The sequence below is a fragment of the Clostridium sp. Cult3 genome (assembly GCF_021655115.1).
In the GTDB taxonomy this organism is placed as follows: domain Bacteria; phylum Bacillota; class Clostridia; order Tissierellales; family Tepidimicrobiaceae; genus PPXY01.
The window spans coordinates 1-23,219 of record NZ_PPXY01000042.1; the positions used below are offsets into that span (position 1 = coordinate 1).

General features: G+C 32.2%; 22 protein-coding genes, 1 other RNA gene, 1 pseudogene and 1 other annotated feature. All 24 genes and pseudogenes read right to left on the reverse strand.

Translation table 11 applies throughout. The features are described from left to right. Nucleotides 1-219: pseudogene (locus C3E88_RS08400) on the reverse strand (FAD binding domain-containing protein); the annotation flags it as partial. Nucleotides 220-444: 225 nt separating this feature from the next. After that, complete coding sequence (locus C3E88_RS08405; RefSeq protein WP_236909730.1) at nucleotides 445-1,224, reverse strand: Na-translocating system protein MpsC family protein; 780 nt, start codon at nucleotides 1,222-1,224, stop codon at nucleotides 445-447. Continuing rightward, nucleotides 1,211-3,085: an ABC transporter substrate-binding protein gene (locus C3E88_RS08410; protein ID WP_236909731.1), complete on the reverse strand. Its 1,875-nt coding sequence runs from the start codon at nucleotides 3,083-3,085 to the stop codon at nucleotides 1,211-1,213. The genes C3E88_RS08405 and C3E88_RS08410 overlap by 14 nt, the downstream gene beginning before the upstream one ends. 202 nt (nucleotides 3,086-3,287) lie before the next feature. Continuing rightward, the gene (gene trxA / locus C3E88_RS08415; RefSeq protein WP_236909732.1) at nucleotides 3,288-3,605 is read right to left on the reverse strand and encodes a thioredoxin; all 318 of its coding nucleotides are present in this window, start codon (nucleotides 3,603-3,605) and stop codon (nucleotides 3,288-3,290) included. Continuing rightward, nucleotides 3,580-3,855, reverse strand: a complete 276-nt coding sequence (locus C3E88_RS08420) for a hypothetical protein (RefSeq protein WP_236909733.1) — start codon at nucleotides 3,853-3,855, stop codon at nucleotides 3,580-3,582. The genes trxA and C3E88_RS08420 overlap by 26 nt, the downstream gene beginning before the upstream one ends. A 48-nt stretch (nucleotides 3,856-3,903) precedes the next feature. Then, nucleotides 3,904-4,332 (reverse strand): winged helix-turn-helix transcriptional regulator, encoded by a 429-nt coding sequence (locus tag C3E88_RS08425; RefSeq protein ID WP_236909734.1) that lies wholly within the window; start codon nucleotides 4,330-4,332, stop codon nucleotides 3,904-3,906. Between the two features lie 27 nt (nucleotides 4,333-4,359). Further along, nucleotides 4,360-5,598 carry a cytochrome c biogenesis protein/redoxin gene (locus C3E88_RS08430; protein WP_236909735.1) on the reverse strand — a complete coding sequence of 413 codons (1,239 nt, stop codon included), beginning with the start codon at nucleotides 5,596-5,598 and terminating at the stop codon, nucleotides 4,360-4,362. A gap of 218 nt (nucleotides 5,599-5,816) precedes the next feature. Then, nucleotides 5,817-8,006, reverse strand: a complete 2,190-nt coding sequence (locus tag C3E88_RS08435; RefSeq protein ID WP_236909736.1) for a M56 family metallopeptidase — start codon at nucleotides 8,004-8,006, stop codon at nucleotides 5,817-5,819. Continuing rightward, on the reverse strand, nucleotides 8,006-8,368 hold the full coding sequence (locus C3E88_RS08440; protein WP_236909737.1) for a BlaI/MecI/CopY family transcriptional regulator: 363 nt from the start codon (nucleotides 8,366-8,368) through the stop codon (nucleotides 8,006-8,008). Before C3E88_RS08440 ends, C3E88_RS08435 begins: the two co-directional genes overlap by 1 nt. 191 nt (nucleotides 8,369-8,559) lie before the next feature. Continuing rightward, an RNA gene (gene rnpB, locus C3E88_RS08445) (RNase P RNA component class A) lies at nucleotides 8,560-8,911 on the reverse strand. A gap of 88 nt (nucleotides 8,912-8,999) precedes the next feature. Next, nucleotides 9,000-9,725: a zinc ribbon domain-containing protein gene (locus tag C3E88_RS08450; RefSeq protein ID WP_236909738.1), complete on the reverse strand. Its 726-nt coding sequence runs from the start codon at nucleotides 9,723-9,725 to the stop codon at nucleotides 9,000-9,002. 19 nt (nucleotides 9,726-9,744) lie between these two features. Further along, on the reverse strand, nucleotides 9,745-10,845 hold the full coding sequence (locus C3E88_RS08455; RefSeq protein ID WP_236909739.1) for a Nif3-like dinuclear metal center hexameric protein: 1,101 nt from the start codon (nucleotides 10,843-10,845) through the stop codon (nucleotides 9,745-9,747). Next, nucleotides 10,832-11,530: a tRNA (adenine(22)-N(1))-methyltransferase gene (locus C3E88_RS08460; RefSeq protein WP_236909740.1), complete on the reverse strand. Its 699-nt coding sequence runs from the start codon at nucleotides 11,528-11,530 to the stop codon at nucleotides 10,832-10,834. Before C3E88_RS08460 ends, C3E88_RS08455 begins: the two co-directional genes overlap by 14 nt. A gap of 65 nt (nucleotides 11,531-11,595) precedes the next feature. Then, nucleotides 11,596-12,720, reverse strand: coding sequence for an RNA polymerase sigma factor RpoD (gene rpoD / locus C3E88_RS08465; RefSeq protein WP_236909741.1), 1,125 nt, complete (start codon nucleotides 12,718-12,720; stop codon nucleotides 11,596-11,598). 24 nt (nucleotides 12,721-12,744) lie between these two features. Next, nucleotides 12,745-14,583: a DNA primase gene (dnaG, locus tag C3E88_RS08470; RefSeq protein WP_236909742.1), complete on the reverse strand. Its 1,839-nt coding sequence runs from the start codon at nucleotides 14,581-14,583 to the stop codon at nucleotides 12,745-12,747. 81 nt (nucleotides 14,584-14,664) lie between these two features. Then, a complete protein-coding gene (locus C3E88_RS08475; protein ID WP_236909743.1) occupies nucleotides 14,665-15,681 on the reverse strand; it encodes a deoxyguanosinetriphosphate triphosphohydrolase in 1,017 nt (338 codons plus the stop codon). 252 nt (nucleotides 15,682-15,933) lie between these two features. Beyond that, nucleotides 15,934-16,761: a pyruvate, water dikinase regulatory protein gene (locus C3E88_RS08480; protein ID WP_236909744.1), complete on the reverse strand. Its 828-nt coding sequence runs from the start codon at nucleotides 16,759-16,761 to the stop codon at nucleotides 15,934-15,936. A 10-nt stretch (nucleotides 16,762-16,771) separates the two neighbouring features. Next, nucleotides 16,772-17,407, reverse strand: coding sequence for a helix-turn-helix transcriptional regulator (locus tag C3E88_RS08485; RefSeq protein WP_336513082.1), 636 nt, complete (start codon nucleotides 17,405-17,407; stop codon nucleotides 16,772-16,774). Nucleotides 17,408-17,487: 80 nt separating this feature from the next. Further along, on the reverse strand, nucleotides 17,488-19,566 hold the full coding sequence (glyS, locus tag C3E88_RS08490) for a glycine--tRNA ligase subunit beta (protein WP_236909746.1): 2,079 nt from the start codon (nucleotides 19,564-19,566) through the stop codon (nucleotides 17,488-17,490). Further along, nucleotides 19,559-20,446 carry a glycine--tRNA ligase subunit alpha gene (glyQ, locus tag C3E88_RS08495; RefSeq protein ID WP_236909747.1) on the reverse strand — a complete coding sequence of 296 codons (888 nt, stop codon included), beginning with the start codon at nucleotides 20,444-20,446 and terminating at the stop codon, nucleotides 19,559-19,561. The genes glyS and glyQ overlap by 8 nt, the downstream gene beginning before the upstream one ends. 53 nt (nucleotides 20,447-20,499) lie before the next feature. Further along, nucleotides 20,500-20,668: a binding site (T-box leader), on the reverse strand. Between the two features lie 78 nt (nucleotides 20,669-20,746). Next, on the reverse strand, nucleotides 20,747-21,148 hold the full coding sequence (locus tag C3E88_RS08500; RefSeq protein ID WP_236909748.1) for a DUF4342 domain-containing protein: 402 nt from the start codon (nucleotides 21,146-21,148) through the stop codon (nucleotides 20,747-20,749). A 1-nt stretch (nucleotide 21,149) separates the two neighbouring features. Continuing rightward, a complete protein-coding gene (gene recO, locus C3E88_RS08505; RefSeq protein WP_236909749.1) occupies nucleotides 21,150-21,935 on the reverse strand; it encodes a DNA repair protein RecO in 786 nt (261 codons plus the stop codon). Then, the gene (era, locus tag C3E88_RS08510; RefSeq protein ID WP_236909750.1) at nucleotides 21,922-22,806 is read right to left on the reverse strand and encodes a GTPase Era; all 885 of its coding nucleotides are present in this window, start codon (nucleotides 22,804-22,806) and stop codon (nucleotides 21,922-21,924) included. Before era ends, recO begins: the two co-directional genes overlap by 14 nt. Nucleotides 22,807-22,825: 19 nt before the next feature. Continuing rightward, nucleotides 22,826-23,215: a cytidine deaminase gene (locus tag C3E88_RS08515; RefSeq protein WP_236909751.1), complete on the reverse strand. Its 390-nt coding sequence runs from the start codon at nucleotides 23,213-23,215 to the stop codon at nucleotides 22,826-22,828. Nucleotides 23,216-23,219: the final 4 nt, after the last annotated feature.

Sequence of the window (23,219 nt, forward strand, 5' to 3'; positions counted from 1 at the left end):
ATCTCCAAAGCTGGTCATGGCACCGATCTTTATCATATTTTCATCTTCTTCTATATAGGCTAATCCTGCTTCAGATAGATCGATTGCCAATGGTATGTTTTTAGAACCCATCCTTATGAAGGCTCCCCCTCCAAATACCGTGTTTTTCCTATTACATATCAATTGTCCATAGGCTTCTTCTAAGGTTTTTGGTTTGAAATATTCCCTTATGGTTATCATTCTTCTCACCCCTTGTGTTTGTTTTCGATAAAAAAACAGGTCAGAATAAAGGAATGTTAATTCCTTTATTCTGACCTGCTAAAGCCTAACTTACAATAAAGTTATCTTTAATCCTTGTCAGGAATATATTCTATTGTCATAATCAAATCTAAAATAGCTTACAATTTGTATCTATTTTAGCTTTAATCTACTATTATAATAACATATTGTTTAATAATAATCAAATCATTTAAAGGAAAATTTTAATAAATCTAAATTATTTGATGAATTGCAATTTGCCTCTATTAAATTCACTTCATGATTTATTACATCTTCTATATGTTGCTCTAAATGTCTTTTATTTTCAGAATAAAATAATCTTCTATTGTAATCTACTATACTATAATTTCTAACATTTGACACTATATTCTGTTCCATTAGAGTTAAGATTTCTTCGGCTTGTACAGTAATATTATTTCCCTGTATGAATACTTGTATGTTTTTGGGACCTTTCCCAGTATAACTTTTTAAAAAATGGGCTATTTTTCTTCCAATATCCCTCTCTAATGCTACCTTCCTTTCCTTATCTACTATTAGATCATCATCTATTACTATTCCATTAAATTTATTTTTCATTATATCCTTGGATAGTTTGACTAAAATTTCTACCAATTCATCTGTATCTATTGGCTTTATTATGTATTTTACTATTCCCATATCCACAGCTTTAAGTATTGTATCCGTATCGGAAAGAGCAGATATGATAATCACTGGTCCATCGTAATCATTTTCTCTAGCTATTTGAATCATTTCCAAGCCAGTCATATTAGGCATTTTTAAATCTGTAATCACAATATCAATTTCATCCGTTTTTAATATTTCCAATCCCTGAGCTCCATTTGTGGCTGTTAATATTTTTCCTACTCTTCTTCTTAAAAATCGTTCTAGTTGCTGTCTAGTAAAATCATCATCTTCTACTAATAATATTTTCATATTATTTAAAACTTTATCCTTAGATTTGTTCATTTTTCAACCTCCCCTTAGGAGTCAATACTTTCATGGAGACACCATCAGAAGTGTTCCTCCACTCTATTCTTCCACCCATATTTTTAACTATGGTATTTGTCATATATAATCCTAGTCCCGTTCCCTCTCTACTTTCCTTTGTAGTAAAATAAGCTTCAAATATCTTATCCTGTATGTCCTCCTTAATTCCTCCTGCATTATCTATGATTTCACATACCCCCATATCGTCTTCTTCATAAATAGATATATACAATCGTTTATCTCCAGTATCCGCCAGAGATAATGCATCTATGGAATTGTCGATTATATTGAACAAGGCTTGGGCATACTGATTTTTATATCCATAGGTTGCTATTATAGATATATTATCAAGTATTAAACCTATATTTTTGTATCTAATTTTATCTTCCAAAATATCTAGAGCCAATCTTACACCATCTAATATGTAAAAGTATTCTTTTTCATCTTTTGGATTGAAAAAATATCTAAAATCGTCAATAGTATTGGACATCTGTCTAGTGAGTAGTTTGCCCTTTTCGATAGAGTTATTTATATATTCCACATCTATTTCTTCTTCTCTAATACAATCTCCAATATTAGATAGGAGTAGATTTATATTGTTTAAGGGTTGTCGCCATTGATGAGCAATATTTCCTATCATCTCTCCCATTGCTGCCAATCGAGATTGATATAGAATTAATCCTTCCTTCCTCTTGTTTTCTCTTAGCTCATCTTTTAACAATCTATTTTTATTTGATAGATTGGCTATATATAACATAGTAGTAAATATTAACGCAACTATCAAAATATTGATAGTTCTTCTTATGATGATCTCATTTTTCTTTTCCTGAGTCTTTTCGTAATCAAATATGAACTCTTCCATATCTATGCATTTGTTCATCAATCCTAGCTTTGTAAGACTCTCACACATTTTGTTCCAACGATAAGGATTTATATTCCCCAATTGCACAATAGGATATAATGTATGTTCTATTATCTTTTTAGATTGATATCTATTATATTCTTCAAAATCCCTAGGATCCCTTAATTCTGGATTAGAAAACTCCTCTGTCATTCTATGTATTATCTCTTCAGGATTTTCTAATGCATACTGCCAACCTTTAATACTAGCCCTTCTAAATCTTTCAACTAATTCAGGATTTGTGTAGGATAGTTCTTTAGTTGTAAATATAGAATCACCATAGAAATCTATTCCAAAATCTACAGGTTTTATGGATTTTAGGTAGATCCCATCTTTATCTGCATAATATTCGATTATGCCTCCTGCAATTCCAGGTATTACATCATATTTACCTTGGAGTATGTCCTCTGGTTGGAAGGTTTCATGTTCGTCTACTAAAGGCAATATATTGGGTTCTATCCCCTCGCTAATGAGCATAGACTGAAGTTCTATATCCAATAGATCCTTTTTTCTTCTACCCACTTTTAATCTTGTCATATCAACTATGGAATTAAATGGAGTACCCTTGTCTATATAATAAGTAGTCAAGCTTCTTTGAAATATTGATGCAATTAAACATAGGCTTGTTGAATCTCTCTCGGCTAGTAAAACATCTATAGAACCTATTCCAAAATGAGCTCTATCTTCTAATACCTCATCTACTGCATTTATAACCCTGCCATCTTCTTTACGTCCAGGTCTAATCTCCACATCCAAACCTTCATCTTCATAATATCCCATCCAATCTGCTGCATAGAAACCAGCAAATTGAAATTGATGATTCCACCTTAATTGCAATATGACCTTGTCCATATTTTTTGATTCTACTTGACTAGGGTGGCATCCAACTAAAAAGAGAACTAATATTAATATCCTTAAAAAGCTTCCCCTTCCTGCCATAATTGGCGACCTCCATTTTGATAAATAAATATAATAACTATGTTATTATATTCGTTAGGTATTCACAAATTCCTTTGCAAAGCTTGAATAAAAAGTTTCATATCGCTTCAATATTAACATAATATATGCCTATTCTCAACCTGGTGATCATTATGTATTTATTATTAAAGAAAAATCACCTGACAAAACCAGGTGATTTTTATTATATATGTTTGGCTAGAATCTTTTCAAATTCTAAATTAGATCTAAATCCAATTAAATCCTCTACTACTTTACCTTTTTTAAAAATCTTAATTGTAGGTATGCTCATTATCCTATATTCTCCTGCTATTTCTGGATTTTCATCTACATTTAGTTTAACAAATTTAATCTTATCAGAATACTTAGTGGATAGTTCCTCTAAAACAGGCCCTACTGCTTTACAAGGGCCACACCAGGGTGCCCAGAAATCTACTAGTACTGGTAAATCATTTTCCAAAACTTCTTGATTGAAATTATCGTCGTATATTTCTTTCATCATCATCTCTCCCTATTAAATTATTTATTTTTTTATCTTTATTCTTCTTTTGTAGATCTTGTATATAAGATAGGATTGTAGATATTACTAGCAAACCTATGGCTATATATAGTACTGGTCGATTGTTCTCAATAGGGCAAGCTCCAGGAGGCAATCCCCTAGTACTGATATAGGATTTATATAGACCATAGGCTGCAACTAAAAGACCTAAGTAAAAGATATAGTTGCTTATTTTCCCTAAGTTTTTATTCATATGCCTTGGCCATTCTTATTAAGAACCCTTTCACCACCTTTTCTTCTATTATGAATCTATTACTACCAGATCTAAATCGTCAACATATTCATCACAGTTTTTACAGTAGTATTTTATTTCTACTGGAGTTTCACATTTTTTGTGGCAGACAATTCTACTACAATCGTCTAAATACTTATTTGCCCAAAGTATCATGGAATTAAACACATGATTAAAATCTTTTCCCTTTTCTGTAACCTTATATTGGTATCTTGGGGGATGTTCGTTATATAGCTCTGAGTATATCAATCCATTCTCCTTTAATAACTTTAATCTATCAGACAAAATATTGGTAGGAATAGGATCTAGAGTCTCTTCTAGTTCTTTAAAGGTATTTTTGTCTTTTGATATTCTATGGAGAACCAACATAGTCCATCTATCCCCTAGAATATTTAACGTTTGGGCTAAATTGCAAGATAAATCATAAGTAACTTTCAAAATACCATCTCCTTTGTTGCTTAGATACTATTTAGCATCATCTATAAGGAATTCCATAGTTTCCTTGTCTATAGCTCCACGAACATATTCTATCACATTTCCATCTTTATCGATTATAAAAGTACTTGGTAATGCTTGAATCCCATATTGAGCCATAGTCCTTCCAGTCTCATCGAATAGCACTGGAAAAGTATATCCTCCATCCTCAAGAAATTGGATTATATATTCTTCATCTCCTTCTTTTCCAATATTTGGACCAGCCACTCCTATTATAACTACATCTTCAGAATTCTGATTGTTGTCATTGTATATCTCCTCTATATGGGGCATCTCCATCCTACAAGGAGGGCACCAGGTAGCCCAAAAGTTTAAAAACACTACTTTTCCCCGATAATCACTTAAAGTATGAGTATTTCCATACTGATCTACAAGGGTAAAATCTGGAGCAAGAACTTTTCCTTCCTCTTCTTCTTTAGTTTCTTCTCTACTTGCTCCTCCTCTATCAGAGACACTTCCCTCTTCATCAGCAATATTTTGTTCTTGTTTTTGTGGCTCATCTTTATCGCTATTAAAATATGCTGCTATATTATCCGTTCCACCCAATGCCATGACTAGACCGATTATTATTAAAAGGGCTCCCCCCGCTTTTTGTATCTTATCCATATGAAGTTTCAACCTATCTAGGTGTTCAAATAATTTATCGTAAAATAGAGCAATGATTACAAAGGGTAGGGTAAAGCCTAAAGTGTATATTAGTATCAAAAAGTTCCCCATTAGCATACTACCAGCATTGGATGCCATGATCAATACAGAAGCCAACATAGGCCCTATACAAGGGGTCCAACCAAAACTAAAGGTAAGACCTAACAGGTAAGCAGTTAGTGGTTTCATCTCATGGACTTCCATATTGAACCTTTTCTCCTTTTGTAGAAAGGGTATGTTCAAATAACCAGCATAAAATAATCCCATAAATATTATTATTATTCCGCCAACCTTTCCTAAGGTAGTTTTGTTCACCTTAACGAATTGATTTATTATATTGAGAGAAGAACCTAATAAGAAAAAGGTCGTAGATATTCCCAATACGAATAATATGGTATTTTTAAGAAGTGGACTATTCTTAAAACCAACCTCTCCTTCCTTCAAATTCTTCACACTACTACCAGATAGTATAGCTAAATATACTGGTAAGATTGTAAGTACACAAGGGGAAAACAAAGATAATAATCCTTCAGCAAATACCACTAATGCATTTACACGTCCCATATTCCAACCTCCTTTTTTATAATATATGTAGCTTTAGACAATTTAGTCACTTTATATTTTAAAGCTACTTTATATTATAAAGTTACTTGGAATATAAGTCAATACAAAAATAAGATAATAAGTTAGTGCTGGGAGATTATGTTTAATAATAATATAAAAAAAACAGGAAACATCTGAACAAAATTTTAAAAATTTCTTATTTCTAAAAATTAATTTATCTATGGCAAATATACTTCCATCACTTTTCTCAATTTGAAATTTTCATCTTCTAACATATATAGGGCATCTTTGTTTTTGTTGTAATGTTCTATAAATTCATCTTCACTTACCTTTACTGCATGGGTGTCTCCCAATTTTATTATATAAAATTCTGTATCTTCATCAATTGTAAAGGATGCTGGATAGGATGTAGGATTATATATATAGTAGCCATTATCTAATTTATTTGAGTCGACACCAAGTTCTTTTAATCTTTCCAAATCCCCAGGGTCTACATTATGGAGAAATTCCGCTTTATCAAAATGAACAGTATAATTCTCTGACCAATCGTATTTTACTAATTCCATTATATAGCCAAAGTATTGATTTGTTGGTTTAATTAAAAAATCATCTATACTGGCATTTTCGTAAAATTCAAACCTATAGGCTTTAGCATAACTAGGGCCTAAATGTTCTTCAATAAACTTTAATGCTACTTTTTCCCCATCTAATAAATCTTGATTTTCTCCATTATCTACTTGTTCCTGGATTTCAGCATAATATTCTTTTAAACTTAAATCACTTGGGATAATATTATAATACATATTTCCATTCTCATCCATCCACCTATCTACACACCATATTCCACCTTTACCAGTCTTTGCTGGTTGAGATAATAATAGTTTATGTGTTCCACCTTCCTTTAGTTTGTTTTCTGATAAAATATGATTCCCTGGGAAAATTTCAGGCCCTTTTAATCCTCTATTTTCTAATAATTCATTTAAGCCTATTTCAATTTCTGCTTTAGTATCTAGGTAAAACTCTCCACAAAATATAAAGCCTAAGAATTCATATTTACCACCTATATATTTACCGTTTTTATATTTACCATCTACAATAGCAAAAGCTAATAATGGCTTACCTACTCCTAAATTTTCTTCTGTTATTGCACCATCAGCAGTAATATCTACAAAGGGATAATCTAATAATTCTTTCCCCTTTATTATATATTCAAAAGCAAATACCCCTATGGGATTATCTAAATATCCTTCATAAGAATATAATCCTTTAAATTTTGTAATTTTAGCTTCTTCAATTTTAACATTTTCATGAGTATGTTCTTTAACTTTTTCTAATTCTTTATTAAATATTATTTTCGCTACATCCCTAGGATCTTTAAAAGTTCTATTATAAAGTCCATATTCATCATTCTCTACTTCTCCTACATAATTATTTACATTTTCATCGTCTTTAGGCCTAGTAAATATAAAAAATATTGAAACTACTACAACTACAATCAATACAATACTTACCCAAAATTTTGTTTTTTTGTAATCTAACACATTTTTCACCCTCCCTTTTGTATTATTTTCACTAAAACTAAGAGGTGCTACTATTTTTTTTTTATGTCCAGTTGCCAAAGAAAGTAATGTTCTACAATAGTCTTCTTTTGCATCATTTCCTATTTCTTTCATTACAACTTCATCACAAGAAAGTTCCATATCCCTCTCCATTAAAAAAAATGCTAACCAAATCAAAGGATTGAACCAATGTATAGAAAGGACTAAATAATATAAAAATTTAATAATATGATCATATCTTTTTAAATGGGTTTTTTCATGTATAATTATATATTCTCTTTCTCCTTCATCTAAATGATTTGGTATGTATATTTTGGGATTTGTTATCCCATGGATGAAAGCAGTATCTAGGTTTTCATTTTCGTATATGTTTTCATAAATATAAGTAGAGTCTTTTAAATTTTTCTTAAGTTTTTGATTTGATATGAAACCATGTGTTAAAGATAAGATTATTCCAATTATCCAAATATAAGGAAAGCTATTTTTTATGGTAAGTTTATTTGATTTGGCGATATTTTCCTCCGATTCAATAGGAGTTTTTAAAGTTTTATTGTCATTTGGATTTATGGTTTCCCCTAGATCCGCTTCTGATTTTAGCATAGTTTCTTCGCCTTGAACATTTTCTTCTATATAAGCCCTATTTGAAAACTCCATAAATTTACTTGGCATAGGATTAAACTTAGTTTCGAAAGAAAAAGGTATAATTAATTTAATTAAGAGTATAAGCCATAGTACATAAGAAAATTTTTTAGTAGACTTCCTAAATAAAAATCTTAAGACTAAAATAAATAAAATAATAATAGAAGCTGTAATACTAGTATTAATTATATTGAAAAATAAAGTTTCCATTATTTTTCCTCCCTATGGTGCCTAATCATGGCCTCAATTTCTTTAATCTCAGCATCACTAAGTTTTTCTGCTCTTGTAAAGGCTGCAATAAATTTGGGTAATGAGCCACCAAAGGATTTATTGACATAATTGCTACTAAGACCAGCATAAAAATCTTTTCTAGATATAATAGATTTTACAATTCCGTCTTCATTGATAATTACACCTTTGTTCTCAACTCTTTTGAGCATTGTATAAGTAGTAGATTTTTTCCAATCAAATTCTTCAGCACAAATATCTACTAATTCAGAAGATTTTATAGGTTCCCTTTCCCAAATTATCTCAGCTAATTTTGTTTCCATCTCACTTAAATTATATTTCATAATATCACTCCTTAGTTTACGCTTTGTAGACTTAACTATAGTTTACGCTATGTAGACTATAATTGTCAAGGAAAATCTTAGAAAACTAAAACAACCATGTTTTCGGAAATCTAGTTTCCAAAAAACATGGTTGATAATTGTTTCACAAATAAGTTAATATGTTAGTGCCTGGCACCAACATTTTTAAAGGGTTTTTGAGTAAATCTATAAGCCGTGTTCTGTCTTGGATGATCATCTATCTATGATCCACTGTTACCAATGGATTCCTGCGACCTACCTTTGGAACGACAGCGGGCAACTGTCCCTTTTGTTCCCTTTTGGTCTTGCTCCAGATGGGGTTTACAGAGCCGATTAGTCGCCTAAATCGCTGGTGAGCTCTTACCTCACCTTTCCACCCTTACCCAGCAATTATAATTCGATGCTGGGCGGTATATTTCTGTTGCACTTGCCTTAGGGTCACCCCTACTGGACGTTATCCAGCATCCTGCCCTATGGAGCACGGACTTTCCTCATGCAAAAGCACGCGATCATCTGATTTACTCATCAAATATTTTCTATTTAGCATAAATACTATAGCATAATCTAAAAAGTTTTGCAAATTCATTTACTGGGGAAATATCCATATTTTTCATTAACACATGAGTGTTGATTTATTAGGATATAGTATTCTACCACAATTTTCGCAGTATATTAAAGTATCTGTATCTTTTAATTTATCTATGACGATTGTAGGCAATAGCACATTACATCCACTACACCTATTATCTATGATTTCAGCTAAAGCATTTCCTCTAGTGTTTTTTAATTTTGCATACATAACTAGAATGTCTTCTTGGATTTGACGTGATATTTTATCTTTTTCTCTTCTCTCCTCCTGAGCTTTTGTTTTAAGATCTTCAACTATGAACTTGTACTTTTCTATAAGCTCAATATATTCTGACTTTAATTGTTTAAAATCCTGTAGTATTCTTATAAATTCCTCCTTTAAACTATCCATTTCCTCCATCTGTTGTAAAATTTCAATCTCTTTTTCGTCTATCTTTCCTTTTATTGTATCCCTTTCTTTATCTAGATAGCTTAATTGTTTTATATCTAAAATATTTCCTTCATATAGATCCCTTTCCGTTTCCTTTAGCTTGTAATCTAAGTCTCTTAATATTAGATTGTTCTTGTTTAATCTATACTCATTTGCTTCCAATCTTTTTTCTAAACTATTCAATCTGTTTTCCGTATCTTCCAGTCCCATTAACAATTCTTTAATCCTTTTTCCATTAGATATCTCCTCTAATTTTAGCTTTATATCTTTTAAGTTGTTGTCATGTTCCTGAAGTTCCCACAATAGTTCCAAAGTTCCCATATACCCACCTCCAAGTGGTTTAATAGATTACACAAGACGGACTGCTTTGGCTAAAAATTTTGATCTGAATGGAGTCTTTAATATTACTGTACAAATACTGTTTTATTACAGGCAGTATTACTTTTTCTGTATGATAATGACCAGCATCTATCAAAGTCAATCCTAAGTCATGAGCATATTGAGCATCGTGATATTTTATATCGCCAGTAATATATATGTCCGCTTCATGTAAATAAGCATCGTATATGAAGGAAGAGCCACTTCCACCGCATAAAGCAACTCTTTTAATGTCTTTTTCCATATCGCCATAGACTATTAAATGTTTTAGATCCAATCTTTTCTTTATCTTGTCCAAATAATCTACTAAAGATATCTCCTCTGTTTCTCCAATCCTTCCATATCCAAAGGTTTTGCCTTCATTCATTAGAGGATATATATCATAGGCTACTTCCTCATAGGGATGAGCTTCAATCACTTTTCCTAGTACTCTTCCCAAGTCCTTTTTTTGAACTATAGTTTCTACCCTAGTTTCTTGGACTTCTTCTAGTTCATAAGTTTCTCCTATATATGGATTAGTGCCTTCCCTAGGCATAAAAGTACCTATACCTTCTAAGTTATAAGTACAGTGACTATAATTTCCAATCCAGCCAGCACCTTCGTCTCCCAATACTTTTCGTATTTGATCCCTATGGCTATTAGGTACAAATACTACCAATTTATATAGAGGTTCTTCATAGGCTATCTTTAATGGTCTTGGATTATTTATTTCTAAAATATCTGCTAAAGTATCATTTATACCACCTGTTGTCAAGTCTAAATTGGTATGGGCATTGTATACAACTATGTCATTCTGAATAATATTGTAGATTAATTTTCCTTTTGGATCTAATCTTGTTATGGATCTCAAAGGTTTAAATATCAAGGGATGATGAGTAATTATCATATCCACTTTTTCTTCTAATGCCTTTTCAAATACTTCCTCTGTTAAATCCAAAGACAATAAAATCTTTTCAACTTCCCTGTTAGAATCTCCTATTTGAAATCCAGTATTGTCCCATTCCTCCACTAAATGTTTTGGAGCCCATAGATCTAATAGCTGAATTATTTCAACAGCTTTCAATTTGTTCTAACACCTCCTCTAATTCTATTATCTTTTTCGATAGCTGCTGGTATCTTTCCTGAGCTTTATCAGTATTTTTACCCTCCAATTCTCTTAATATCTGTTCTATTGTTCCTATTCTGTTTTTAATAAACTCTTCCAACAATGGATCCCTGTTGATTATAAGTTTTTCCCCTATCTCATAGTAGATGTCTTCAGTAACATATGCCTTTCCTTTTTTCGCATATATTATCTCATAAAACCTATCCTCTTCTTTGGCTAACACCTCGTCTATTATTTCAAAGTTGTTGTCATATAGGTATTTCCGCAACTCCTTGGATGCTACATTGGGTTGAAGTATAAAATGTGTTATGGAATCCCTCTTCTCTTTGTCTTTATCTAATATGTCACATATAAGTAGTCCTCCCATACCTGCCATTACTACAGTATCTATTTCAAAAGGCTTGATTGGTTCTAGCCCATCACCTAGCCTAATATCTATATGGTCTATATGATCTACTTCATTTACAGACTCTATTATCTTGTTCAAAGAACTTTGGCTAATATCTGTAGCTATAACTATTTTTGATATGCCATTTTCCCTTAAATATATAGGTATATATCCGTGGTCTGTCCCTATATCTCCAACTATCGTATTTCGTGGCACAAAATCTGCTATTTTTTGTAATCTATCTGACAATTTCATATATTTCTTCCTTTCGATAAGTTTCTTTTTACAATTAAAGATTCGCTTTAAAGCGAATCTTTAATTTATTCCAAAAAATCCTTTAACTTTTTGCTTCTACTTGGATGTCTTAATTTCCTTAAAGCTTTTGCTTCTATCTGCCTAATTCTTTCTCTTGTTACGTCAAATTCTTTACCTACTTCTTCCAAAGTTCTAGCTCTTCCATCATCTAAACCAAATCTCAATCTTAATACTTTCTGTTCCCTCGGAGTAAGGGTGTCTAATACATCTATAAGTTGTTCTCTTAGCATTATATACGTTGCTGCTTCAGCAGGGGCTAGGGCATTGTCATCTTCAATAAAGTCACCAAGATGGCTATCTTCTTCTTCCCCAATTGGTGTTTCTAAGGAAACTGGCTCCTGAGCAATTTTCATTATTTCCCTTACTTTTTCTACTTCCATATTCATTTCTTTGGCAATCTCCTCTGGTGTTGGATCCCTTCCCAATTCCTGCACCAGCTGTCTTTGGACTCTTACTAATTTATTAATGGTCTCTACCATATGCACTGGAATCCTTATGGTTCTGGCTTGATCGGCAATAGCTCTAGTTATAGCTTGACGTATCCACCATGTTGCATAAGTACTAAATTTGTATCCTTTCTTATAATCAAATTTTTCTACTGCTTTCATTAAACCTAGATTTCCCTCTTGGATCAGGTCTAAAAACAGCATTCCCCTACCTACATATCTTTTAGCTATGCTGACTACAAGTCTAAGATTAGCCTCTGCTAATTGTTTTTTTGCTACTTCATCTCCTGCTTCCATCCGTTTTGCCAGTTCAACTTCTTCATCAGCTGTCAAAAGAGGTATCTTGCCAATTTCCTTTAGGTACATTCGTACTGGATCGTCTACATTTATACCTTTAGGCACTGATAAATCCTCTGTATTTATATCTTCCTCATCATCTCCATCTTCATCGTCAGATTCAAGAAGCAAGTCTTCTTCCTTTTCCCCTACAATATCAATACCCATATCCTCTAATCTTAAGTATATATCATCTATTTGTTCTACATCTAGATCTATTTCCTCTAGTGCATCAGCTATTTCTTTATATGTTAACATACCATTTTTTTTACCTTTTTCAATTAGCTTTTTTACAGCGTCTATTTTATTCTTTTCAATTTTTTCGCCATCTTTCTTTTTATGTTCCAATGCTGCTCCCTCCCTTCCAAGTATTTATTTATATGATTCTAACTGTTTGTCTATTTTGGTTAATCTCAAACATAGTGATTTAAACTTCTGTCCATCTCCTTTATCTTTATTGGATTCTATTTGTTGAATTTCATTGGTTATTTGTTTCCTTTCAAGCATTAATTTAGAATATTTAACTGTATTTATTAAATCCTCTACTAATATATGTTTATCTTCGGGTAAAAAAACAATATCTTTAGATAGGACTTCGTCTATAATGGAAATATCTATATTTTCTATGTTTTTTACCTTATCTAGTATAATGTCTGTATCTATTTGTGTCAACTGGTTCTTTTCCATATACTGATGAAATATGATGTTTGCCAATATATTGCACTCATAATTCAAAAAATCTTCTTCCTTCAAATATTCTTTAATTAAAATAAAATATTCTTTATTCTCTATCATCAATTTGATTAGGGTTTTTTCTGCCGTCAAATGGGCAGGTTCTAATACCGTCTTTATAGGAATTATTTTACTCTTATTATCTCTATATTCTCTATTAATATACTTGTCCCCATAAATTGTCCTGTTATTCTTATAATTTTTCCCAACAATCTCTTTTTCTATGGCTTCTTTTGATATACCTGTCTCCAAAGATATCTTATCAATATATACATCTTTTTCAATTGGACTCTTTAATCTTTTCAGTGTATTAGCTATTTCTTTTGTAAACTTTATCTTTTCTTCTGGGTTAGATAGGTCATATCTTTGTTTGTTAATATATATTTGATAATCTACATAGTTTAACGCTTGATCCATTAGTTTTTTAAATTCTTTTAGTCCTCTTTTATTGATAAAGTCATCTGGGTCCTGACCAGATGGGAGAATTATAACTTTTGGCTCTGTCCCTTCATCTCTTAAAATATTTAGTGCTTTAGTCGTTGCATTTATTCCTGCTTTATCTGAATCGTAACAGATGTAAATTTCCTTTCCATATCTTTTAAGTAATTTTGCTTGATTTTGAGTAAAAGCTGTACCGAGACTCGCTACAGCATAGTTTACTCCATGATTGAAAAGGGCTATTACATCCATATAACCTTCTACTAATATGACTTTTTCCCTATTGGAGTATTCTTTAACCAAATTTAAGCCATATAGATTATTACCCTTTGTAAATACTAAAGAATCCTGGGAATTTAGATACTTAGGCATAGAGTTGTCTAATACCCTACCGCCAAAACCAATTACTCTACCTCTTGTATCGATTATTGGAAACATAATTCTATTTCTAAATTTATCATAGTAACCAGAATTATCTTTTCTTCTACCTATAAGTCCTGATCTTTCTATATCCAATTCATCATAGCCTTTATTCTTTAAATATCCATATATGCTATTCCAACTATCTAAAGCATACCCTAATCCAAATCGATTTAATACTTTTTTATTGATATTTCTATTTTTTAAATATAATAGAGCTTGTTTGTCATTAGTTAAGTTGTAATAATAATATCTGGCTGCTTCTCTATTTATCTCATATAATTTTTCTTTTTTTTGTACTAGTTTTTCATCAGTTTTATTTTTCTTCTCCAAAGATATCCCTAACATATCAGCTAAGTATTCTATTGCCTCGGGGAATGTTAAATTTTCTATTTTCATAATAAAAGATATAACATCCCCACCTTCTCCACATCCAAAACAGTGAAAAAGCTGCTTAGTATCAGATACAGTAAAGGATGGCGTTTTTTCATTGTGAAAAGGGCATAAGCCCATATAATTGCTGCCACTCCTTTTTAGGGATACATATCGAGATACTATAGCTACTATATCACTGGTATCCCGAATTTTTTCAATTGTTTCATCATTAATGACATATGACATAAATTACCACCTTGCACTTCCTATCTATTGAAAGGAGCACTTTATTTATATTCGACAAATATTTAAATAATCCTTCTTTTTTTAGTATTTTTCCCAAGCTTTTGGAACAAATAAATCTTTAAATAGGTTTACTGCGTATCTATCGGTCATTCCTGCTATATAATCGCATATTATGTCTTCTTTTGTAAATAAACCTTCCTTGTACAGTTTTTTGTGTTCATTTGGCAATCTATCATAATTATCTATATAATAATGATATAGTTGTTCTATCATATATTTGGCCTTTCCTTCTTCTTTTTTAGCCACCGGATTTAAGTATACCCTTTCAAACATAAAATTCCTTAGCCTTTCAGTATAGTATCCAATTTCAGTCCCCATGGTTATTATTCCTTTTTCCATACTATTTTCTATTACATCCAATATCATGGTATTTATTCTCTCACCAGGATGTTTTCCTAGCATATTGACACAATCATCTGGTAGGTCTTCTCTTTTGATTACATTTGCCCTAATAGCGTCATCTATATCGTGATTGATATAAGCAATTCTATCTGCGATCCTGACGATTTGTCCTTCTAAGGTTCCAGGCATATCCTTTCCCGTATGTTTTAGTATTCCATCCCTAACTTCATAGGTTAAATTAAGTCCATTTCTTGAATAGCCATGCTCTAAATGTTCTACTACTTTAAGGCTTTGCTCATTATGTTTAAAACCCTTTGGATTAAGATAATTTAAAACCACCTCTCCTGTATGCCCAAAAGGTGTATGGCCAAGATCATGCCCTAATGCTATAGCTTCAACAAGATCTTCATTTAATCTTAAAGCCCTAGCTAAAGTTCTGGATATCTGAGCCACTTCTAAGGTATGGGTTAATCTAGTTCGATAATGATCTCCTTCTGGTGCTATAAATACCTGAGTTTTATGTTTCAACCTTCTAAAGGATTTAGAGTGTATAATTCTATCTCTATCCCTTTGAAATTCCGTTCTTACACTACACTTTTCTTCTTTAAATACTCTGCCCTTTGTATTTTGACTTAATATAGCTAAATGGGATAGATTATCTTTTTCACAGTTTTCTATTTGACTACGTATATTCATAATATATATACCCCTTTACAGAAAATTAGAACAAAGATTCCATCTTGCAATTAAGTCTATGGTTTCAAATAAAGCTTATTATCATATTAATTGTAAAATGGCGATTATATATATATACAACATAAGTTTGTATAATCCTTTATTTTTGAAGAATATTTTAATACTTTGTATAAAATTTATGTTTTAGACCATAGAAATGCCTCCTATAGCATCTCTTTAGGAAACAAAAGAAGTGTTGAGCATGCAACACTTCTAATCCATTATTTCCTCACCAAAATTCTTTTTCATATAGTCCATTACTATTCCAGCCGTTTCCTCTACTGCCTTATTGGATACATCTATCACTGTACAATCTAGTTTTTCCATTATTTTCTTAGAATATTCAAGTTCTAAATTAATTCTTTCTATACTTGCATAGTTGGCATTGTTACTTAATCCTAAAGACTTTAGTCTTTCTTGCCTTATTTCATTTAGTTTAAATGGATTGGCTATAAGCCCAAACACCCTTTTTGTATCCTTAAGAAATAACTCCTCTGGGGCTGGAACTTCTGGTACCAAGGGTACATTGGCTACTTTAAAATTTTTATGGGCTAAATACATACTTAAAGGCGTCTTGGAAGTTCTAGATACTCCTACCAACACAATATCGGCCTTCTTTATTCCCCTTGTATCCTTTCCATCATCATATTTTACAGCAAATTCTACGGCTTCTACTTTTTTAAAGTATTTTTCGTCTAATCGTCTTATCAATCCGGACTCCCTCTTTGGCTCATAGCCAAGTACTTGTTCTAAAGCATCTAAGGCTGGTGTCATTAAATCTACAACGGGAATATCGTATACCTGCCCCATTTCTATAATATAGTTTCTTAACCTTTCAATAACTATGGTATATATGATTATGCTTTTTTCATTCTTAGCCTCTTCAAATATTTCTAATATTTGATCTTCTTCCGTTATGTAAGGGAATCTTCGAACTTCATATTTGTCAGGGTTAAATTGACTTACAGCAGCTCTAGCCACTTGTTCTCCCGTTTCCCCTATGGAGTCAGATAATACGTATATTGCAATACTCTTGTCCATAATATCACCCCTATTCATTATTTCCTAAATCTACAAAGAGTCTGGTAATGGTAGTTTTAGTAATTCTACCTACTACTTTATAGACCTTCTCTTCTCCATCCGTTGAAACCACCTCTACTACAGGGATGCTGTCTACTTCGTGTTCTATAAGCTTGATAGCTGCCTCTAAAACCGTTTCTTCTAAGGTAGTTACTACTATATTAGGCATTCGTGTCATGATTACTCCTATTGGTGTTTTATATAGATCCAAACCACCAATAGCATTCTTTAAGAAATCCTTTCTGGACACTACTCCAGAAAGGTATCCATTAGATGTAACAAATATGGTGCTCACATCTTCTAAAAACATGGTAACTATTGCATCATAAATGCTACTTTCCTCATCTACTACAACTGGCACAGATTTTCTATCTGCTACTTTAATCTCCCTTATCTTTTCTGATATGAAGCTTAGAGTAGTCTTTCCCGTATAGAAATACCCAACCTTTGGTCTTGCATCTAATATGCCTGACATTGTAAGTATAGCCAAGTCTGGACGGAGGGTTGAACGAGTTAATTCTAATCTCTTTGCAATGTTTTCGCTAGTTATTGGCTGGTTGTACTTAACTATATCGATAATCTTTTCCTGTCTTTCACTTAATTGAATAGGAATCACCACCCCTTATACAGTACACAGTTTTCAATGGATAATTTAGAACAATTAACGATTTGTACCTAGTTTTTATACTACTTGACTATCTTAGATAGATCGCAGATCATAAGCATAGTTTCCGATATTTTAGCTAATAGACTTAGCCTATTTCCTCTTATTTCATCGTCATCTACCATAACCATTACGTGGTCAAAGAAGTTATCCACAGGTTCTCTCAAAACGATAAACTGCTCTAGGGCTTTATCATATTCTTTTTTATTTAGCCAATTCAAGACTTTATCCTCTATACTATTAAATGCTTCATATAGCTCTATTTCCTCTTCTTCAACTAATAGATCCCTTTTTATCTCCGTGGAACTGGCTTTTTCAGCTAAATTAATAACACGATTAAAAGTTGCTAATACCTTTGTCAGCCCTTCCTCATTTAAATATTCATTTAATTTGTCTGCTCTAAGTTTTAGATCATATACATCGTCTATCCCTGTGTTTATAACTCCATCAATAATATCATATCTTATACCCACATCGCTAAACATGTTTTTTATTCGACCATTAAAAAATTCAAGGATTTCTGATTTTATGTTTTCATAATTAAATACTAGACTATTTTCATCTACATATATATATAGTGCAAAGTCTATTATATCTCCTAGATTTAAATTCAATTTTCTGTCCAATATTACATTTATAATTCCCAAGGCTTGCCTTCTTAAACCATAAGGGTCTTGAGATCCTGTTGGTTGTATACCTATGGCAAAACATCCTGCTATAGTGTCTAGTTTATCGGCAATGCTAAGGATGGCCCCAGCTGTAGTAGTAGGTAGCTGGTCCTCTGCAAATCTTGGTAGATACTGTTCATATATTGCCAAACTTACTATTTCATTTTCTCCAGATTGTTTGGCATATTCCATTCCCATATTACCTTGTAATTCTGTAAATTCATCTACCATCTTTGTAACTAAATCCGCTTTTGAAAGGTAGGCTGCTCTTTCAATGTTGTTCTTTGTTTCCTGACCTACTTCCAAATAGTTACCAATCTTTGCAGCTAACTTTTGAATACGGATAGTCTTATCGAATAAAGTTCCTAGCTTTTCCTGAAATGTGATATTCTTTAAATCTTCTACATAATCTTCTAATGGAGTTTTTATATCTTCGTAATAGAAGAACTTAGCGTCTTCTAATCGGGCTCCTAAAACCTTTTCATTACCTTTTGTTACCGTATCTATATGTTCTTCATTCCCATTTCTTACGGTGATAAAGTAAGGTAATAGTCTCCCCTTATCATCTACTACTGGAAAATAGCGTAGATGTTCTTTCATAGGAGTTATGATTACGTCTATTGGTAGATTTAAATACTCCTCTTCTATTCTACCGATTAATGGAGTTGGATATTCAACTATATAGGTAACTTCCTCTAATAGGCTGGAATCCATTAACAGATTGCCGCCTTTTTCCTTAGCCAACCTTTCAGAGCCATATTTGATAATATCCTTTCTCCTGTTTTGATCTACTAGTACATAATTCTTCTCTAAGGTTTCAAAGTATTCGTCTACGGACTTTAATTCAATATGATTGCTCCCTAAAAATCTATGACCTTTAGTAATATTCCCCGCTTCTATACCCTCTAAATTGAAAGGTAGCACATTTTCGTTATAAAGGGATACTAACCATCTTATAGGCCGAGCAAATCTTATGTTTTTACCCCCCCACTTCATAGACTTTGGAAATATTATGGATTTAATGATATTTGCCATGTTTTCTGATAATATAGTTTCCGTTGTTTTTCCTTCTTTTATTACATTAGCATATATATATTCCTCTCCATTGTATTCCTGTATGATAATTTGATCTATCTCAACGCCTTGCCCATTCATAAATCCATGAAGAGCCTTCGTAGGATTACCCTTATCGTCGTAGGCTATTCTCTTTGCAGGGCCCTTTACTAATTCCTGTATAGTTTCTTGCTTGTCACCTAAACCCTCTATTATCAATACTAATCTTCTAGGTGTTGCATAGGTTTCTATACCCTCAAATTGTATTCTTTCTTCGTTTAACATCTTTTTAGTATTATTCTTTAGCTGTTCCAAAGCGCTACCTATAAGTCTAGCTGGTAACTCTTCTACCCCAATTTCTAATAGATATTTATTATCCATTTGCTCTACCCCCTTCTTTTAATAGAGGATATCCTAGGCTTTCCCTCTGCTCTATGTATTTTGCTGCTACCATTTTTGCTAAAGATCTAACTCTAGCTATATAATGGGTTCTTTCCGTTACTGATACAGCCCCTCTAGCATCTAATACATTAAAAGTATGGGAACATTTTAACACATAATCGTAACTTGGAAGAACTAAACCTTCTTCTATATTGTTTTTTGCCTCTTCTTCATATATTTCAAATAAGTTTTTTAGAGTTTCTATATTTGCTTTTTCAAAACTATATACGGAGTGTTCATATTCTGCTTGTTTAAATATATCTCCATAGGTAATATGTCTATTCCATTTTATATCAAATATATCCTCTACATCTTGAAGATACATAGCGATTCGTTCTAGACCATAGGTTAGTTCTGCTGATTCCAAATCACAGTTAATACTTCCTACTTGTTGAAAGTATGTGAATTGGGTAATTTCCATACCGTCTAACCATACTTCCCAACCTAATCCCCAAGCGCCTAAAGTAGGTGCTTCCCAATTATCCTCCACAAATCTAATATCATGTTTTAATGGATCTATTCCTATTACCTTTAAGCTATCTAGGTATATATCCTGTACATCTTCTGGGGAAGGTTTTAATATAACTTGTAATTGATGATGTTGATATACCCGATGGGGATTTTCACCGTATCTTGCGTCTGCTGGCCTTCTAGATGGCTCTACATACACTACCTTCCAAGGCTCTGGCCCCAAAGCTCTTAAAAATGTATGAGGGCTCATGGTTCCAGCGCCTTTTTCTACATCATAAGGTTCTAATACTATGCACCCTTTGCTGCCCCAATAATCTAGTAGTTTCAGATACAATTCCTGAAAATACATATTTAAACCTCCTTGTTTACAATATTTATAAATACAAAAAACCTTTACATCCCTATAGGGACGAAAGGTTACTTCCGCGGTTCCACCCTATTTAATACCTTGTGGTATTCCCTTAAAAAATATGCTCAGAAGTGCCCTTCATCAACATTTTTATACTAGGCTCTCACCAATCCTAATTCGCTTTAATATACATATTGACTTTTTCTTCTTCATTGCATACCAGGTTTTAGTTTTCTATATAATTTATAATCTAACAAAAAATACATGACTTGTCAATATGGTTGTTCATGGTCCTTCATATTATTCCACCAAATTGTTTATATTTATTACTTCTCCATCTTCTTTTTCTATTTCTATAATACACTTGGTGATAATGGCAGAACCTAAGCCTATTAAAGTCAGAGGGGCAGAGATTATAGAACCTAAGGCAGCAGCTGTCACTGGTATATTCATTATGGTTTCACCATTCTTTTTTATGGTAATCTTAGTGACATTGCCTTTTCTCAATATTTCCTTTACCTTTTCTATCATCTGCTCACCTTTGTTGGATATGTTGTCTGTCCATGACTTTCTACCTTCTTCTATTATAATTATGGCCTCTACTACATCTCCTTCAGCCTCTACTAAAGCTTCCTTTGCCTCTTTAAAAGTGGCAGAAGTTCGAGCTACTACGGTGTCAATTTTTTCTAGAGATACTTCCATTTTAAACGCCTCCATTATTCTTCATTGATTTTAACATATTTAAAGAATTGAATCCCTTTCTATCTATCTTATTCAATATGTATTTTTCCATAATAGCATGTAATTTAAACGTAGTATCTTTAGGTATTTTTAGGCATATTACTTCATCTAAAGGAGTGTACAAGAGGATTTTTATAGCTTTATACATATTGAAATCCATATTTTCACAGTAGGGGACCACATGGAAACAACTTTTACAGACTATTCCACCCCGATCTATGTTGAACTTAATCTGATTTAAATCTCTACTACCACAGTTTACACATCCTTCCAAATAGGGCTTGTAACCTAAAAAAGAAATATATTTTAATTCGTAGGCTAGTATGAATTTTAAAAAATCCTTTTCTAATTTAGATAAGACTAGTAAGCCTTTACGTAGTAGCAAAAATAGTTTTTCATTTTTCTCCTCTTCCATAGTAGATAAGTCCAATAGTTCCAATAGATAAGAACCATACATTAACCTATTTATATTTTCCCTTATGGAGTAGAATGAATCGATTATATCTCCTTGATTTATATAATATAAATTTCTACCCTTATATAAATTATATTCATTATAAGAAAAAGGTTGAGTATTAGCTATTAATTGAGACTTAGGTCTATAAGCTCCCCTAGCCATAGCCTGAATTTTGCCATGTCTTTCAGTATATATGGTAAGTATCTTACTGGTCTCTTTAAACCTTAATTCTTTCAATACTATTCCTTCAGTTTTAGTATACATATAATTAACCTTTCTATTTATATCCAAAGTAGCGTACTTTGCCTTCTTTTTCCCTCCAATTTTTCTCTACCTTTACCCATAATTGTAGATTAACTTGACTACCTAGTAATTTTTCTATGTCGAACCGTGCAGTTTTGCCAATTTCTTTCAACATTTGACCTCTTTTGCCTATTATGATACCTTTGTGAGATTCCTTTTCGCAGTATATGGTAGCATGAACATCTATTAATTCTTTATCTTTTCTTTCTGATATACTATCTATGCTTACAAAGATTCCATGGGGAACTTCTTCCTGCAGATTTTCTAGGGCCTTCTCCCTGACTATTTCCGATATGATAAGCCTTTCAGGCTGATCTGTTATCATATCCTCTGGAAAATATTGAGGTCCTTCTGGTAATAATTTTTTAATTGCTTGAATATATCTGTCTATATTGGTACCATTCACAGCAGATATGGGAATAATATCGGTAAACATATTCATATCTTCATATTTCAATATTAGTTTATCTATTTTATCTCTATTGGATCTATCTATTTTGTTAATGAGCAATAGAATTGGCGTCTTGATGCCCTCTAATTGTTCTATTATATAGCTATCTAGTCTTCCTGTCTCCATACTTTCATCTACCATAAAAGTTACTACATCCACCTCTTCTAAAGTACTTTTTGAAACCCTAAGCATATATTCACCTAATTTATTTTTTGGTCTTTGAATGCCTGGTGTATCTAAAAAAACTATTTGACATTCTTCTTCAGTGTATACAAGCTGAATTTTATTCCTAGTAGTTTGGGGCTTATCAGATATTATTGATATCTTTTCTCCTATGATATGATTAAGCAATGTAGATTTTCCTACATTCGGTCTTCCAATAACGGTTACAAATCCTGATCTATACATTTCATCACTCCTGTTAATATTATCCTAAATCTTCTGGTCCAAAACTATAGGGAAGTAATTCATCTAAATTGTATTCTCTGTATTCATCTTCAGAATTAGCCACTATAATTATTGCATCTTTTCCAAATTCCCTTATAACCTGTCTACAAACCCCACAAGGATAGGTAAAATCGGAATCTCCCACTACAGCAATAGCTTTTATTTTTTTATGACCTTCAGATACAGCTTTAAATATAGCAGTTCTTTCTGCGCAAAGGGTTGGCGAATAAGAAGCTATTTCGATATTACAACCAGTATAAATCTCTCCATTTTCTGTAAGTACTGCTGCGCCTACCTTAAAGTGAGAATAAGGAACATATGCTTTTTGTTGAGCTTCTAGAGCTTTTTTTATTAGATGTCTTTTATCCATATTA

Coding starts and splice junctions, on each gene's coding strand:
- C3E88_RS08440 (WP_236909737.1), bottom strand. CDS start 8,368: ATGAAATATAATTTAAGTGAGATGGAAACAAAATTAGCTGAGATAATT.
- C3E88_RS08405 (WP_236909730.1), bottom strand. CDS start 1,224: ATGAACAAATCTAAGGATAAAGTTTTAAATAATATGAAAATATTATTA.
- C3E88_RS08460 (WP_236909740.1), bottom strand. CDS start 11,530: ATGAAATTGTCAGATAGATTACAAAAAATAGCAGATTTTGTGCCACGA.
- C3E88_RS08410 (WP_236909731.1), bottom strand. CDS start 3,085: ATGGCAGGAAGGGGAAGCTTTTTAAGGATATTAATATTAGTTCTCTTT.
- C3E88_RS08435 (WP_236909736.1), bottom strand. CDS start 8,006: ATGGAAACTTTATTTTTCAATATAATTAATACTAGTATTACAGCTTCT.
- glyS (WP_236909746.1), bottom strand. CDS start 19,566: ATGGATAATAAATATCTATTAGAAATTGGGGTAGAAGAGTTACCAGCT.
- C3E88_RS08515 (WP_236909751.1), bottom strand. CDS start 23,215: ATGGATAAAAGACATCTAATAAAAAAAGCTCTAGAAGCTCAACAAAAA.
- era (WP_236909750.1), bottom strand. CDS start 22,806: ATGTATAGATCAGGATTTGTAACCGTTATTGGAAGACCGAATGTAGGA.
- glyQ (WP_236909747.1), bottom strand. CDS start 20,446: ATGTATTTTCAGGAATTGTATCTGAAACTACTAGATTATTGGGGCAGC.
- C3E88_RS08430 (WP_236909735.1), bottom strand. CDS start 5,598: ATGGGACGTGTAAATGCATTAGTGGTATTTGCTGAAGGATTATTATCT.
- C3E88_RS08420 (WP_236909733.1), bottom strand. CDS start 3,855: ATGAATAAAAACTTAGGGAAAATAAGCAACTATATCTTTTACTTAGGT.
- dnaG (WP_236909742.1), bottom strand. CDS start 14,583: ATGTCATATGTCATTAATGATGAAACAATTGAAAAAATTCGGGATACC.
- C3E88_RS08475 (WP_236909743.1), bottom strand. CDS start 15,681: ATGAATATACGTAGTCAAATAGAAAACTGTGAAAAAGATAATCTATCC.
- C3E88_RS08500 (WP_236909748.1), bottom strand. CDS start 21,148: ATGGAAGTATCTCTAGAAAAAATTGACACCGTAGTAGCTCGAACTTCT.
- trxA (WP_236909732.1), bottom strand. CDS start 3,605: ATGATGAAAGAAATATACGACGATAATTTCAATCAAGAAGTTTTGGAA.
- C3E88_RS08480 (WP_236909744.1), bottom strand. CDS start 16,761: ATGGACAAGAGTATTGCAATATACGTATTATCTGACTCCATAGGGGAA.
- C3E88_RS08450 (WP_236909738.1), bottom strand. CDS start 9,725: ATGGGAACTTTGGAACTATTGTGGGAACTTCAGGAACATGACAACAAC.